This is a genomic window from Pseudarthrobacter phenanthrenivorans, assembly GCF_000813845.1.
GTDB lineage: Bacteria > Actinomycetota > Actinomycetes > Actinomycetales > Micrococcaceae > Arthrobacter > Arthrobacter phenanthrenivorans_B.
Map to the genome: position 1 here is coordinate 202,443 of NZ_JWTB01000014.1, position 13,647 is coordinate 216,089.

Below are 13,647 nucleotides of genomic sequence, written 5' to 3' on the forward strand. Positions count from 1 at the left end.
CGCTCAAGGAATAGGTCAACGATGACTGCATTACCGACGCTCGCCGTAAAGAATGCGAAGAAGCCGGCCAGGGTTACCGGCCATGGAAAGCTCGCCGCTGCGTACCTGGCTCCCGGCATGCTGGGGTTCCTCATCTTCATCGTGGTGCCGCTCGTCGCCTCCCTCGTGATCAGCCTGTTCGACTGGCCCCTGTTCGGTACGCCCAAGTTCGTAGGATTGGAAAACTACACGCGCATGCTGGCCGGGGATCCCGTCTTCTGGACTGTCCTGGGCAACACGTTGTTCTTCGCCGTCTGCTATACGGTGTTGAACCTCGTCCTGGCACTGGCAGTAGCGACATGGCTGCACAACCTGGGCAGCTGGGGCCCCTTCTTCCGGGTCGTCTTCTTCGTCCCGGTTGTCACTCCAATGGTGGCGAATGCGCTGGTATGGCGGCTGATGCTGACCGACGACGGCGTCGTCAACAGTCTTCTGGCCAATGTCGGCATCCACGGCCCGTCCTGGCTGGGCAACAGCCAGCTCGCGATGGGATCACTGATTGCCATGTCCCTGTGGCAGGGCATCGGCTACAACATCATCGTCCTCGGCGCCGGGCTCAACGGAATCTCACCCAACCTGCTCGAAGCAGCGCGCATTGACGGTGCCGGGGCATGGCAGCGGTTCTTCCGCGTGGTGCTGCCGATGCTGTCGCCGTCGCTCTTCTTTTGCACGGTGATGACCATCATTGGATCCTTCAAGGTCTTCACCCAGCCGTACCTGCTCACGCTGGGCGGCCCGGGAGAGTCCACCAACACGATCGTGCTCTACCTGTACCGAAACGGCTTTTCCTTCGACAAGCTTGGGTATGCGTCAGCCCTGGCATGGGCGCTGTTCGTGATCGTCATGCTCATCACCGCGCTGCAGTTTTCCCAGCAGAAGAGGTTGGTCAACTATGACAACTGACACCTTGGCCAAGGGCGCCGCCACCGGAAACGCCGGGCGACTGAGCCGCCAAGTCACCGCAACCCGGAGGAAGAGGCGGACTGGTACTTATGTGAGCCGGGCGGCCATCATCGTGGCCGGCCTTATCTTTTTCTTCCCGTTCCTCTGGATGGTGGCCACGTCCCTGAAGCCGACTTCCGAGGTTTTCTCCACGGGCTCAAGCTTCCTGGCTTCCCGTGTGGAATGGTCCAACTACCTCACCGCATGGACGGCCATTCCGTTCGCCCAGGTCATCGCCAACAGCTTCCTGGTGTCCATTGCCGGTGCAGTACTGACGACAGTTGTGTCGTTGTTGTCCGCGTATGCCTTCGCACGGCTGCAGTTCAAGCACCGCGACAAGCTGTTCCTCGTCTTCCTTGGCACACTGGTGCTGCCGCAGGAGGTCCTGGTCATCCCGCTGTACATCATGATGAACAAGCTGGATCTGGTGAATTCCCTCCCGGCGCTCATCGTTCCGTTCGCATTCGGGGCATTCGGGGCCTTCCTCATCCGGCAGTTCCTCCTGTCCCTCCCGGTCGAATTTGAAGAAGCAGCCCGCATTGACGGTGCGGGGTCCATCCGGATCCTGTGGAGCGTCATCCTGCCACTGGTCCGTGCACCCCTCGCGGTGGTTGCCGTGTTCAGCTTCATCGATTACTGGAGCAGTTTCCTTTGGCCGCTGATCATCATCAACGACGTTTCAAAGGCCACCATCCCACTCGGCCTCTCCATGTTCTCCGGTGAACGCGGAACGGACTGGGGGCCGTTAATGGCCGCGGCCACCCTCGCCGTCATTCCCAGCCTGTTGGTCGTCATCCTCCTGCAGCGCCAGTTGGTCAAGGGCGTCAGCATGGGCGGCTTCGGCGGCCGTTGAGCCCCACCCTGAACCACAAAAATTGCCAAAATCACCTATCTGAAATTGGAGTGCAGCATGACTGACAGCACAGCCACGCCTGAAGACTGGAACAAGTTGTCCCGTCCCGTGCCGGAGTGGTTCCAGAACGCGCCGTTCGGCATCTTCATCCACTGGGGCGCCTACTCCGTCCCCGCCTGGGCCGAACCCATCGGCGCGCTGGGCACCATAGAGGACCACGAGTGGTTTACCCACAACCCCTACGCGGAGTGGTACTACAACACCATCCGCATTGACGGCAGCCCTGCCCAACAGCACCACCGGGAGGTCTTCGGAGGAGAGGACTACGACGCCTTCCTGGACCAATGGAAAGCAGAACAGTTCGATCCGGCGGACTGGGCTGAGCTGTTCAAATTCGCCGGTGCCGACTACGTGGTGCCCACCACGAAGCACCATGACGGTATTGCGCTCTGGGACGCTCCGGGAACAGGGGAACGGAACACGGTCCACCGCGGACCGCGCAGGGACCTGATCGGCGAAATCGCCCGCGCTGTGGACGACAAGGGCCTGAAGCTGGGGCTGTACTATTCCGGCGGCCTGGACTGGCACGTACGTCCCTTCCCGCCGCACGTAACCAGCGAAAGCGTCCACGACACGTCCCGCCCCAAGGACGCCGGCTACGCCGAGTACGCCTACAACCACGTGGTGGACCTGGTGGATAAGTACCAGCCGGACGTCCTGTGGAACGACATCGAATGGCCCGACGCCGGCAAGCACTTTGGCGAGCACGGCCTCGGCACGCTGTTCGAGCACTTCTACTCGATCAATCCGCAGGGCGTGGTGAACGACCGTTGGGGCGCCACCCACAAGGACTACGCCACCAGCGAATACGAAGCCGCCAGGGAGAACGAGTCCGAATCCGAGTGGGAGAACTGCAGGGGAATCGGATTCTCCTTCGGCTACAACCAGGTGGAAGGTCCGGAGCAGTCGTTGACCGGCCGGCAGTTGGCCCGCCACCTCACAGACGTTGTATCCCGCGGCGGCCATTTCCTTTTGAACGTGGGTCCCCGGGCCGACGGGACCATCCCTGAGATCCAGCGCCAGGCCCTGACAGGTCTCGGCGAGTGGATGGCCACTGCCAAGCAGTACCTTGTGGGGGCCCGTCCGCTCCAGGATGGAATGGCGGCAAGCAGCGAGGACCCCTGGATCCGCTGGGTGGACCGCGGAACGGAGGCCGTGGCTTTCGTTGACTCGCCGGGCGGGGGAACGGAAGCTGCCATCAAGCTGGACGCGGGCAGGTTCTCATTGTCACAGGCGGTAGCGGAAGGTGCCGGTGGAACGGTCCAGGCGACCGGGGACGGGCTCAATGTCACCCTGTTGCCTGACCGGCCCGGCCCTGCCATCATCCGCGTCCCCAAGGCGTAGTCCCGGAAGTAACGTCGACGGCGGCGGCTGACCCGCCAAGGGGGCCGCCGTCGTGGTGCCTCAGCTCAAGATCCGCCGCTTACGTGTACATCAGCGAGCCGGGCGTAGTGAGCTTTTCGCCGGTCTCCAGCCAGGTCTTCAGGCCGGAGAGGATCATCGGCCAGCCGCCATAGAGCTGCTCATTGGCGCCTTCACGCAGGTCGCTGTGGGTGACCGTGAGGTGGCAGGAATCGCCTACCGGCTCGATCTCCCAAGTGATTTTTGACGTGCCCTCGGCCTTGACGTCCTCGCCCCACAAGGCGCGCATGGTCTGCACCAGGCGGCGCGGCGGATCCACCTCAAGGTTCTCGCCCTCGCCCAGCAGGTCGCCGGCCTTGGGATTGCCCATCTCGAACCGTCCGCCCGGAACCCAGTCGGATTTCAGTGTGTTTCCGAACTGGTACTTGCTGCGGATCCCGCTGTCCGTGATGGCTTCCCAGAGCCGTTCCGGTGTGGTCTTGATGTAAATCTCGAAAATCTTTTCCATGGGACTTTCCAATCTGGATTTGAGGTCGCTGAGGGCAGCGGCCCATGGTTCTGCGTATTTGCTGACCCAGCGGTCGTGGACCAGACGGATGGGGACCGGGTTCAGGAAATGCAGCTTCTCCCGGCCCCGACGGCGGGTGACCACCAGGCCTGCGTCCTCCAGGATGCGGAGGTGCTTGGCGATCCCGAAGCGGGTCATGTCGAAACGGGCCTCAAGGGCGCTCAGCGTCTGCCCGTCCTCGCGGAACAGCTCGTCGAGCAGGTCCCGCCGGGTGGGGTCGGAGAGCGCCTTGAACACGTCGTCCATGCGCCAATAATAGGTGACTAAAAGGTCACATATCAATAGTCCTGCGGGATCAGTTGTGCGCAGCCAGGTTCCTGTCCCGCTCCTCGAAGACGTCCTCGCCGGGACCGGTGAAGGCCCGGGAGCGCTCCACCGCCTCGATGGAGCCGGTGAACAGCTGGGACTCATGCGGGTCCGCCGGGGGCCGCGCCCCTGCCGCCCCGGCCGAACCCAGCCCGCGCAGGGGTGCCCTGCGCCGGGTGGCTGTGCCGCCGTCGTCGTCCGCCGCCTGCTCCCAGCGCTGGTGCGGCAGGGCCTGCGGATGGCTCAGCTGGAGGAATGTGACCATGGTTTCGCGGACCAGGCAGCGCAGGTCGAAGAGCGCGGCGCTGTCCGCGGCGCTGACCAGGATCCGGACCCGGACGAAGCCGCCGGTGGCGTCGGTGATCTGCAGGACGCCCACGCGCTGATCCCACAGTTCGGTGCCGGCCAGGACCCGGCGGAGCTCGGTGCGCATGTCTTCCACGGGAGCGCGCCAGTCAAGGTCGAACTCCACGGTGCCCATCACCTCGGACTGGCGTCGGGTCCAGTTCTCGAACGGGGTGGTGGTGAAGTAGGTGGAAGGCAGGATCAGGCGGCGGTCGTCCCAGAGATGCACCACCACGTAGGTGAGCGTGATTTCCTCGATCCGGCCCCACTCCTTCTGGACCACCACCACGTCATCCACCCGGATGGCGTCGGTGAAGGCCAGCTGCATGCCGGCGAAAACGTTGACCAGCGACGTCTGTGCGGCCAGGCCTGCCACGATCGAGATGACACCGGCGGAGGCAAGCAACCCGGCGCCCAGCGCCTGGATGGCCGGGAAGGTCAGCATCGCGGTGCCGACGGCGAGCACCACCACCAGTGCCACGGCGATCCGCCGCGCCAGGATCATCTGCGTGCGCAGCCGCCGTGCCCGGCGGTTGTCCGCCACGTCAACGCTGTGCCGGGTCAGCACCACTGCCTCCACGATGAGCAGCACGGCGATAGCGAGCCAGGCCACGGCGCCAATGAGGGCGATGAGCAGGAGATGGTCGACGCCGGCGTGCCAGCTTTCGCTTCCGGCGGTAAGGCCCAGCGCCGTGCGGACGCCCACCAGGCACAGTGCCAGCCGCAGCGGCTGCCGGGCCACCCGGGACGTGGCCTGCAGCTCCGGGCGATTCCGGTTCAGCTTCAGGACGATCTTGCGGAGCAGCCAGGACAATGCCAGTCCGGCCACCACCGCCAGGGCTGTGGCAATGAAGGGCAATGCGGGATTCAGGACAGCTAGCATCCTTTAAGGTCTATCAAGCCTGCCCCGGGCCCCGAAATTGGACAGGGGCGCAGGCGTGTCCGTCCCGGGCGGCGGGAGGCTATGGCCCGATGGGCAGCAGGAGCAGCGCCACCAAGGCAGGGACGGTGGCGGCGAGTGTCCCCGGCACGCTCTCCCATTTCCTTGGGTAGTGGCCCTGCAGGTCCGCCAGCAGCATGGTGGGGGCCGTGAGGACCATGTTGGCGCAGCAATAGACCACCAGGGTGTAGCCAACCACGAGGTGTCCGGTGTTGGCGGCCACCACACCCGCGATCACGCCCAGGGCGATGACCAGGTTCTTGTACCCGGTGGGGATGGCCCACATCATCACCGCACGGACGTTTTCGGGCGGCGTGCTCAGGAATTTCTGGGCCCAGCGGTGGCGTTGGAGGAGGAAGCTTTCCAGCGGAAACACGAAGATGTAGATGGCGGCGGCCAACACCGCGAAAACCTGCGAGACGGCGTTCATGCACGAAGATTAGGCCGGTGGCGGCGCCGTGTTCCATCCCCGGAATGGGGGATTCCCTACGCTGCGCGGCAGCCGGGACCCTTTCATCGGCACGCGCTGCAGGCCGGGGCGCTGACCGTCGCCAGCCGGGCGCCCGGTGGGTAGCCTTGGGCGCATGCAGAAGATATCAATCGATGCGCTGGCCCGGCAGCAGCTCGAGGCAGCCCTTGCGTCCACCAACGGCCGCGCCGCCGACACCGTATACGGCGGACACGAGAAGATCCTCCGGCAGACGGTCATCGCCATGAAAGCCGGGACCCGGCTGAGCGAGCACCAGAATCCCGGCGACGCCACGGTGTTCGTGGTCCAGGGTTGCCTCAACCTGCGCGCCGGCGGTGAATCCTGGCAGGGAAAGGCCGGCGACCTCCTGATCGTTCCGCCCGGTCTGCACAGCCTCGACGCGGAAGAGGACTCCACTTTCCTGTTCACAGTGGCCAAATACCGGGACTGACCCGAATCGATTGCTCCGTAGATGTCGTTATGCCGGTGCAAAGCGACATCTAGGGAGCAATCGATGGCCGGTAGTACGGCGCCTGCCGGGCTCCCCCAGCGGAAGCCCGGCAGCCGCCGTCGTGCCACACCGGTCCGTCAGCCGCCGGACTGCACCTTGGACTTCGGGGGAGGCGGGCCGTCAGGCACGCCGCTGTCGGGCCGTCCCTTGGTGACCGGCCGCCCTGCGCCCGGTTGTTCCTGGCTGCCGGGTGCCGGCTGGCCGGTCAGCGGCTGCGCCGCAGTAGGGAAGGGGCTTGGGGACTTGTCCTCCTGCAGTCCTTCCGGGCCTGGCCGGCCGGATGCGCCGGGTCCGGGCTCCTGTACCTCCGCTGACCCACCCGGCTGCCGGGCTGCCTCCCGCTGGCCGTCCGCGGGAATCTGTCCCGGATCGGAGGACCGCTGCCCGGTCGTTGGCGGGGCTGGTGCGGGCGGCGGATTTCCCCCTCCCGGGGCAGGCACGACGGCGGCGCCGGAGCCTGGTGCTTCGTCGCCCGGCGCCGGGTCCGGGGTAGTCGGGGCCGGGGGTGCCGGAGCGTCCGGAACGGGCGGCGCGAACGATCGAATGATGGTGCTGATGGTTCCCTCAGCGCCTCGCCGGATCGTCTCATTGCCCGCTGCCGCGCCGCCGGCAACACCGAGTGAGGCGGCGACGGCAAGGCTGGTCAGCACCACCCGGCTCTTCTTCCGTGCTCTTCCCGCGTGTTGGCTGTTTCCATCCGCCACAGAGATGATGTCCGCTGTGTCCGGCATGCCCATGAGCGCCCGGAGCGCCGCCGAGGGTTCCGGGACCTCCGTATCCCTCATGGCCTTCAGCTGCAACAGCACCCGCCGCAGCCCGGGGTCCGCCGGGAAACCGGCTTCGGCCAGGAGTTGGTCCACGGCCTGTTCGTCATCCGGCCGCCGCTCAAAAGTTCCTCTGTTTGTGCTCGTCATGACCGGTCTTCTCTCAGTGCGGGGCGCAGCTTCCGGAGCCGGCACAGGGCCCGGCGCTGAAGCTGCTTGATGGCGCCGGGTGTCTTGCCCATGATTTCGGCGGTCGTTTCCACGGACAGGTCGGCCACCACCCTCAACGCAATGACCTCCTGCTGCTCGGGCTGGAGCACCGAGAGCAGGTCTTTGACGTTGCCCGAGCCTTCAACGGCGAGGAGCTGGTCCTCCGCGGAGTCGCTGCAGCGCGGATCAGCCTCGGGGGTGTAGTCCGCGGTGGCCGGCGCCTTGAGGCGGCGCCGGTGCTCATCCACGTACCGGGCGTGGGCAATGGAAAAGGCGAGGGACTTGACCCCCTTCATCCCCCCGCACACGCTCCCGAGTTGGGGGTAAAGGGCCAGGAAGACTTCCTGGGTCAGCCCCTCCGGGTCCTCGACGTTGCGGGCGCGCAGGTAGCTGAGAACGGCAGGGGAGAACTCCCGGTAAGCGGCACAAAACAGGCGCTCGTCCGGTGGTCCGGGCGCCGGTGTTTCGTCCTTGACCGTATGCATCCGCCCCCCTGCGGCAGGTTCCGCGTGCGGCATTCCCAACCTGGGCGGCTGCTCCGGACCGGCGGGGCGGCCTGGAGCAGCCGCAGAACCTCTTGTCAGGCTACCGCTGCGACCCGGTGCCGTGCTTGGCCCCGTTGCCGGACTGGTGCCCGGCAGCGCCGTTGGAAGCACCCGCGCCCTGGCGCTGCTCCTGGACCTGCTGCTGTCCCGTCGCGCCTTGTTCCACCTGGTCCTCGGTGGAGTCGCCGGTGGGAAGGCCGCCATCCTCGCCTCCTTCAGGGGCGGCAACGGTGTCGCAGTAGGCATCGATGCCGCTTTCGCCGCCGGCGGCCCGGGCCAGCGCCGCGAAGGCGGTCGAGGTGGGGCTCAGGCCGCCGTTGGTGAAGGCGTTGCACAGGCCGAACGCCGCCGGGCCGGTGGCGTCAGGGCCGGCTGCCGTGGAGGTGGGCGCGGGCTCAGGATCCGCCGTTTCCGTGGGCGAAGGCTCGGGAGTGTCCGTTTCCGTCTCCGTTGGTGTCGGCTCCGGAGCTTCTGTTTCGGTTTCCGTGGGACTCGGGTCAGGGGACTCGGTGTCCGTGGGCGTGGGTGACGCTGTTTCGGTCTCCGTGGGCGTGGGCGACGGCGACCCGGTGGCAGCCACCACCGGCGGGCTGTCCTGCGCTGACTCTGCCATGGCGGCGACGCCTGTGCCCCCGACGGCCAACGCGCCGGCTGCCAAAACGGTCATTGCCAGCTTGTTGCCTGAGATGGTGAAGAACGACATGAGACCCTCCGTTGACGAATTTTTAAGGATTGCGATCAACTGCGCGGGATGTCCCCGCACTTAATGGATCGAAATACTCGTCATGGAGGTTACGGGTCGGCGGGAATCTTTTGACTATTTTGTCATTTTCACCGCTGACGGTGCCGTTACCGTTCCTTCGCCAGCGTCTTCTCACCCACCGGCCGCGGTTCCAGCCAGATGCGTTCGCGCGGCCCCGGCGGGTAGGCGTACCGCTTCCCGGCGAGCGTGATCACCAGGGCAGCAACCACCGGGACCGCGGCCGCAACCGGCACCAGCAGTGGACCGCCCACCACAAGGGCGGCTGAACCGTACAGCGCACCGATGGTGATGCCGAGCTGGATGGTCAGCACGGTCAGCCCGTTGGCGGCCTCGCTGTACTCGCCGCCGGCCCGCAGGATGGCTGACTGGTTGTAGATGCCGATGGCACCCAGGCCCGCTCCCCAGACGGTCATGAGCACCAGGGCCAGCGGAAGGTTCCCCGCCGCAAAAGGCAGGAAGACCATCGATGCTGCGATGGCCGCCGTCGTTATCAGCAGCGACCGGCGGGGACGCGAATCAACGGTGAGGCCGGCAACCCAGATTCCCAGGAGGCCGGAGCCGCCCAGCACGGTGAGGGAGAGGCTGATGGCATAGTCGGGCAGGGCCGCCTCGCGGATGAACGGGGCAATGTAGGTGAAGAGGGCGAAGTGCGCCAGCACCAGGAGCGGCCAGGCGGTGGCCACGGACTTCACGCCCGGCTGGCCGATGGCCTTCCGCAGGGACGGCCGGGCGGCGTCGCTGATGCGGCGGACGCGGGGAAGAAGCCAAAACGCCAGGACTGTCAGTACCACGCCAAAGCCGGCGAGGACCAGGAACGCGGCACGCCAGCCAAGGAATCCGCCCAGGGCCGTGCCCACCGGCGCACCGATGGCCAGGCCCAGGCTGTTGCCGCTGAACACGATCGCCAGGGCCTTGCCCACCTTGTCGGCAGGAACCACGCGGGAGACGAAGGGCGCCATAGTGGTCCAGAGCAGTCCGTGCGCCAGGCCACCCACCAGCCGGGCAACCATGGCGGCGGTGAAATCCGGAGCCAGGCCGACCATGGCGTTGCTGATTGCGAAGGTCAGGACCAGCCCCACGAGCAGGGCATGGCGCGGGATCTTCCCCAGCAGCCGGGCCGCCGGAACCACGGTGACAACGATGACGGCGGCGTAGGCGGCGGCAAGGTAGCCGGCGACCGGTTCCGACACCTCCAGGCCCGTGCTGATCTGGGGCAGCAGGCCGGACGGGAGGAGCTCGGTGGTGATGGCGGTAAAGGCGATGGTGGCAAGGACCACCATCGCGGCGTAGGGAAAACGGGCAGGTTCCGGCGCAGGGATCGCGGAAGACATGGGGGAGTGATCCATTCAAGGGAGGGGGATGGAACGCGGCTCGGCTCGCCGGACAATTCCTCCCTTAAATTTACAGGATCAGCAGTGGTGTCACAGATGTGACACCACTGCCGAATACCGAGTCAGCGGCCGGAGGACACGCTGTCCTGTCCCTGTCCGCGCAGGCGGGCGTCGAGGAGGCCTGCCGCCACCGCCGGGGCCAGCCCGGGGGCCAGCGGGAGGCGCGGAACCACGAGGCAGTGCCACAAGTGGTAGATGTCTGCCTTACCGGACCATACGGTCGAGGAGACATTGCCGTTTTCGTCCAGTTCCTGTTTCCAGGACCCGTGTTCGTAGTCGATGAACCAGTCGCGTGCGTGGTCCCAGATGCGCTCATACCAGTCCGCATATGTCTTTTCGCCGGTGGCAATGTACAGGGCCGCCGCACCTCCAATGGCCTCGGCGGGGACCCAGCGGATGCGTGTGGTGACCACCGGCTTGCCTTCCCAGTCGACGGTGTACACGAAGCCGGGATGGCCGTCCGGTTCCCAGGCGTCGCGGATGGCTGCGTCGAACAGGCCCCGTGCGTCTTCGAGCAGCCAGTCCGGGACGTCCAGGCCGCGGGCTTCAAGCCCGGCGCGGAGGTGCAGGAGCAGTCGTGCCCACTCCACCCAGTGGCCCGGGGTTCCGCCGTAGGCGCGGAACTGGCTGGCCCGGTCGTCGGTGTTGTATTCGGGCATCGGATTCCACTCCGGGTCGAAGTGCTCGAACACCCGGTAGTTGTTGTTGCGCGCGAAGTGGTGAATGAGAACCTCGGCAATATGGAGCGCCCGTTCCAGCCAGCGGTTCTCCCCGGTCACATCAGCGACGATGAGATAGGCCTCGACGGAGTGCATGCTCGCGTTCCCGCCACGGTATGCCTCCGTTTCTGTGAATTCACGGTTCCAGGAGTCAAAGCACATGTTGGCCTGGTGGTCCCAGAACTTCGTGTCGGCTATGCGCAACGCTTCGTCGAGCAGCTCGCGGGCTCCCGGGCGGCCGGCGGCGACGGCGCTGGCGGCGGCGAGGAGCACGAACGAGTGCTGGTAGCCGGACTTGGTATCGTTCACCGGCCCGTTCTGGTCCACTTCGGCGTACCAGCCGCCGAACTCGTCGTCGTGGAGGGCTCCGTTGAGTGCCGCGATGCCGTGGTCCACCAGCGTCCCGGCGCCCGGCCGTCCCATCAGCGCGGCCACGGCGAAACTGTGCGTCATCCTGGCGGTGATCCACAGGTGCGTCGGCTTGTCGGCGAAGACCTTGCCATAGTTGTCCAGCCAGCCGAATCCGGTGGGGACCTTGGAAGCCTCGGCGAAACGGATCAGCCGGTCCGTTTCCGCCTCAAGCCATCGTGCGTGGGCGGCACTGTCGAGCCACGTCATGTTTAGTTCCTCTCTTGGTGCAGGTGAAAATGTCAGGTCAGCCGACGGCGTCGGAGACGCCGCGGATGATGGTTGCGGCCGCCCCCAGGTAGGCCAGGACGATCAGGAGAATCTGCGCGGCCCGGGCCGGGACGTGCTTGGCGGCGAGGTCGCCGAGTACCAGGCCGGCCAGGCAGGCTCCGGCGACGGCGAGCCACATCGCCAAAGGCAGGACGGGGAAGGTCGCGGGAGCTGTGATGGCCTTCGAGACCAGCGAGAACGTGCCGATGGTGAAGAAGTAGGGCTGCATGGTGGCCGCGAAGGACCTGTGCTGCCACCGGGTGGCGATCGAGTACATGCTCACTGCCGGCCCGCCAACGCCCGCTGCCGTGTTCATGAACCCACTGAGCCCGCCGGCGGTCACCAGGTAGCGGCGGCGCGCCGGCAGGGTGGCGGACTTCAGGACCAGGAGGACGGTCAGCCCGACGGCGAGGATCACCCCGATGGAGATCTCCAGGACAGGCGCCGGAATTAGCCGGATCAGGACGGCTGCCGGAATAATGCCCAGCAGTGCCGAGGCGGCCAGGGCTGCGTACCGCTTCCAGTCGATGTCCCTCACCACCCGGAAGATGATGGCCCCTGCCGTGACGGCCCCGCACACGTTCACGAGCACCACACCCTCAACGGGCCCCAGGAGCAGGACCAGGAATGGAGCGGCGACAAGCGCGAATCCCATGCCGGTGACGCGCTGCATCCCGGCCCCCATGACGACGGCGGCCAACACCAGGCCGGTGGTGAGCACTTACGGCCTCCAGGCCACGTACTGGACCTCCTCGAACTCTTCGAGGCCGAGGCTGGATCCTTCCCGGCCCAGGCCCGATTGCTTGGCGCCACCCATGGGTGCGAAGGCAACGGAAGGCAGCGGGTCATTCACGCCCACGATGCCGGCCTCGAGCCGCTCGGGGACCTCCCAGCCGCGCCTGGGACTGCCGCTCCAGACATAGGCGGCCAGTCCCATCTCGGTGGCGTTCGCCTTCCGGACCGCTTCTTCCTCCGAGGAGAAGGTTACGACGCCGGCCGCCGGGCCAAAGACTTCCTCGGTTACCAGGAGTGCGTCGTCGGGGACGTCCGTGAGCAGCGTGGGTGCCAGGAAGGACCCCCGCGCGGGGACGGAAGTCCGTTGCGTGACGCGGCGGGCGCCCCGCTCCAGCGCGTCGTCGACCAGGGCCTGCACTGCGGACACCCGTTCGGCGTCGATGACCGGGCCGAGGTCCGGAACCGGTGCGCCGCCGTCGGGAACGCCGTGGCCGATGCTCATCGCATCAAAGCGGGCGCCCAGCTTCCGTGCGAACTCCTCTGCGATGCTGTCCTGGACCAGGAAACGGTTCGCCGCCACGCAGGACTGGCCGGTGTTGCGGAGCCGGCCCAGCACCGCGCCGTCCACCGCGGCCTCCAGGTCGGCGTCCTCGAAGACCATGAAGGGGGCGTTGCCGCCCAGCTCCAGCAGGGGCCGGACCACCCGCTCCGAGGCCGACGCCATGATCTGCCGGCCCACGCCCGTGGAACCGGTGAAACTGACCGCCCGCACCGCCGGGTGGGACATCAGGGCAGCCGTGATCTCGCGGGAGGGGCCGTGGACCAGGTTGACCACCCCGGCCGGGAATCCGGCGTCGTGCAGAACCTCGAACAGCCCGGTGGCGGCCAGCGGGGCTTTCTCCGACACCCTGCCCACCACCGTGCAGCCGGCGGCGAGCATCGCTGCGAGCTTCCGGGCCTGGATGGACACCGGAAAGTTCCATGGTGTGAGGCTGAGGGCCACGCCGATGGGCTTGCGGCTGCTGAGATGGCGGCGGCCCTGCAGTTCAGGCGGGCTGATGGTGCCGGTGGCGCGGCGGGCCTCCTCGGCGAACCAGCGGAAGTACTCCACCGAAAAGTCCACCTCGCCCTGCGCTTCAGGGAGCCGCTTGCCCGCCTCGAGCGCCAGGGTGTGCGCGAGTTCGTCGCGGCGTTCCGCCAGGAGGTCGGCGGCGTTGCGCAGCAGGTCGGCGCGGTGGCGGGCGGTGGTGCGGGACCAGGTACCGAAGGCGTCGGCGGCGGCGTCGGCGGCCTTGGTGGCGTCCCCGGCGGAGCCCCAGGCCACCTCGCCCACGGTGCTGCCGTTGCCGGGGTCGGTCACGTCTTTCGTGCTGCCGGCGGCCTGCCAGGCGCCGTTGACCAGATGGCCGGCTGATTTCAAATTCACGGATGTTGCCTTTCGTTGGGC

The 13,647-nt window shown here is 66.7% G+C and carries 14 protein-coding genes; 4 read left to right on the forward strand and 10 right to left on the reverse strand.

What is annotated here, in order from left to right; translation table 11 throughout:
• Positions 1–21: 21 nt before the first annotated feature.
• From RM50_RS08280 to RM50_RS08290, 3 genes are read left to right on the forward strand one after another with little or no spacing between them, the layout of a single operon-like run.
• Positions 22–942, forward strand: a complete 921-nt coding sequence (locus RM50_RS08280) for a carbohydrate ABC transporter permease (RefSeq protein WP_240471915.1) — start codon at positions 22–24, stop codon at positions 940–942.
• Positions 932–1,834, forward strand: coding sequence for a carbohydrate ABC transporter permease (locus RM50_RS08285; RefSeq protein WP_082007014.1), 903 nt, complete (start codon positions 932–934; stop codon positions 1,832–1,834). Before RM50_RS08280 ends, RM50_RS08285 begins: the two co-directional genes overlap by 11 nt.
• A 57-nt stretch (positions 1,835–1,891) precedes the next feature.
• The gene (locus RM50_RS08290) at positions 1,892–3,238 is read left to right on the forward strand and encodes an alpha-L-fucosidase (protein ID WP_043451647.1); all 1,347 of its coding nucleotides are present in this window, start codon (positions 1,892–1,894) and stop codon (positions 3,236–3,238) included.
• Positions 3,239–3,317: 79 nt separating this feature from the next.
• Here the strand turns inward: RM50_RS08290 and RM50_RS08295 are convergent, their stop codons facing one another.
• The 3 genes from RM50_RS08295 to RM50_RS08305 form a co-directional block, all read right to left on the reverse strand.
• Entirely contained in the window at positions 3,318–4,070 is a 753-nt protein-coding gene (locus tag RM50_RS08295; RefSeq protein ID WP_043451649.1) for an ArsR/SmtB family transcription factor, read from the reverse strand.
• Between the two features lie 49 nt (positions 4,071–4,119).
• The gene (locus RM50_RS08300; RefSeq protein ID WP_240471916.1) at positions 4,120–5,358 is read right to left on the reverse strand and encodes a mechanosensitive ion channel family protein; all 1,239 of its coding nucleotides are present in this window, start codon (positions 5,356–5,358) and stop codon (positions 4,120–4,122) included.
• A 79-nt stretch (positions 5,359–5,437) separates the two neighbouring features.
• On the reverse strand, positions 5,438–5,845 hold the full coding sequence (locus RM50_RS08305) for a DUF1304 family protein (RefSeq protein ID WP_043451652.1): 408 nt from the start codon (positions 5,843–5,845) through the stop codon (positions 5,438–5,440).
• A gap of 154 nt (positions 5,846–5,999) precedes the next feature.
• On the opposite strand from RM50_RS08305, the gene RM50_RS08310 reads away from it, so the two are divergent.
• A complete protein-coding gene (locus RM50_RS08310; RefSeq protein WP_043451653.1) occupies positions 6,000–6,335 on the forward strand; it encodes a cupin domain-containing protein in 336 nt (111 codons plus the stop codon).
• 137 nt (positions 6,336–6,472) lie between these two features.
• On the opposite strand, the gene RM50_RS08315 is transcribed toward RM50_RS08310, so the two are convergent.
• From RM50_RS08315 to RM50_RS08345, 7 genes are all read right to left on the reverse strand, one after another.
• The gene (locus RM50_RS08315; protein WP_043451655.1) at positions 6,473–7,309 is read right to left on the reverse strand and encodes a hypothetical protein; all 837 of its coding nucleotides are present in this window, start codon (positions 7,307–7,309) and stop codon (positions 6,473–6,475) included.
• A complete protein-coding gene (locus tag RM50_RS08320; protein ID WP_052260065.1) occupies positions 7,306–7,854 on the reverse strand; it encodes an RNA polymerase sigma factor in 549 nt (182 codons plus the stop codon). The genes RM50_RS08315 and RM50_RS08320 overlap by 4 nt, the downstream gene beginning before the upstream one ends.
• 100 nt (positions 7,855–7,954) lie before the next feature.
• The gene (locus RM50_RS20640; protein ID WP_043451658.1) at positions 7,955–8,617 is read right to left on the reverse strand and encodes a hypothetical protein; all 663 of its coding nucleotides are present in this window, start codon (positions 8,615–8,617) and stop codon (positions 7,955–7,957) included.
• A 146-nt stretch (positions 8,618–8,763) separates the two neighbouring features.
• On the reverse strand, positions 8,764–10,008 hold the full coding sequence (locus RM50_RS08330) for an MFS transporter (protein WP_043451659.1): 1,245 nt from the start codon (positions 10,006–10,008) through the stop codon (positions 8,764–8,766).
• 122 nt (positions 10,009–10,130) lie between these two features.
• A complete protein-coding gene (locus RM50_RS08335; RefSeq protein WP_043451660.1) occupies positions 10,131–11,405 on the reverse strand; it encodes an AGE family epimerase/isomerase in 1,275 nt (424 codons plus the stop codon).
• A 37-nt stretch (positions 11,406–11,442) separates the two neighbouring features.
• Positions 11,443–12,186: a sulfite exporter TauE/SafE family protein gene (locus RM50_RS08340; protein WP_043451662.1), complete on the reverse strand. Its 744-nt coding sequence runs from the start codon at positions 12,184–12,186 to the stop codon at positions 11,443–11,445.
• The gene (locus tag RM50_RS08345) at positions 12,187–13,626 is read right to left on the reverse strand and encodes an NAD-dependent succinate-semialdehyde dehydrogenase (RefSeq protein ID WP_043451663.1); all 1,440 of its coding nucleotides are present in this window, start codon (positions 13,624–13,626) and stop codon (positions 12,187–12,189) included.
• Positions 13,627–13,647: the final 21 nt, after the last annotated feature.

Excerpts from the sequence above, each read along its gene's own strand:
- RM50_RS08330 (WP_043451659.1), bottom strand. The coding sequence starts at position 10,008 with ATGTCTTCCGCGATCCCTGCGCCGGAACCTGCCCGTTTTCCCTACGCC.
- RM50_RS08285 (WP_082007014.1), top strand. The coding sequence starts at position 932 with ATGACAACTGACACCTTGGCCAAGGGCGCCGCCACCGGAAACGCCGGG.
- RM50_RS08315 (WP_043451655.1), bottom strand. The coding sequence starts at position 7,309 with ATGACGAGCACAAACAGAGGAACTTTTGAGCGGCGGCCGGATGACGAA.
- RM50_RS08305 (WP_043451652.1), bottom strand. The coding sequence starts at position 5,845 with ATGAACGCCGTCTCGCAGGTTTTCGCGGTGTTGGCCGCCGCCATCTAC.
- RM50_RS08280 (WP_240471915.1), top strand. The coding sequence starts at position 22 with ATGACTGCATTACCGACGCTCGCCGTAAAGAATGCGAAGAAGCCGGCC.
- RM50_RS08300 (WP_240471916.1), bottom strand. The coding sequence starts at position 5,358 with ATGCTAGCTGTCCTGAATCCCGCATTGCCCTTCATTGCCACAGCCCTG.
- RM50_RS20640 (WP_043451658.1), bottom strand. The coding sequence starts at position 8,617 with ATGTCGTTCTTCACCATCTCAGGCAACAAGCTGGCAATGACCGTTTTG.
- RM50_RS08335 (WP_043451660.1), bottom strand. The coding sequence starts at position 11,405 with ATGACGTGGCTCGACAGTGCCGCCCACGCACGATGGCTTGAGGCGGAA.
- RM50_RS08320 (WP_052260065.1), bottom strand. The coding sequence starts at position 7,854 with ATGCATACGGTCAAGGACGAAACACCGGCGCCCGGACCACCGGACGAG.
- RM50_RS08290 (WP_043451647.1), top strand. The coding sequence starts at position 1,892 with ATGACTGACAGCACAGCCACGCCTGAAGACTGGAACAAGTTGTCCCGT.
- RM50_RS08295 (WP_043451649.1), bottom strand. The coding sequence starts at position 4,070 with ATGGACGACGTGTTCAAGGCGCTCTCCGACCCCACCCGGCGGGACCTG.
- RM50_RS08310 (WP_043451653.1), top strand. The coding sequence starts at position 6,000 with ATGCAGAAGATATCAATCGATGCGCTGGCCCGGCAGCAGCTCGAGGCA.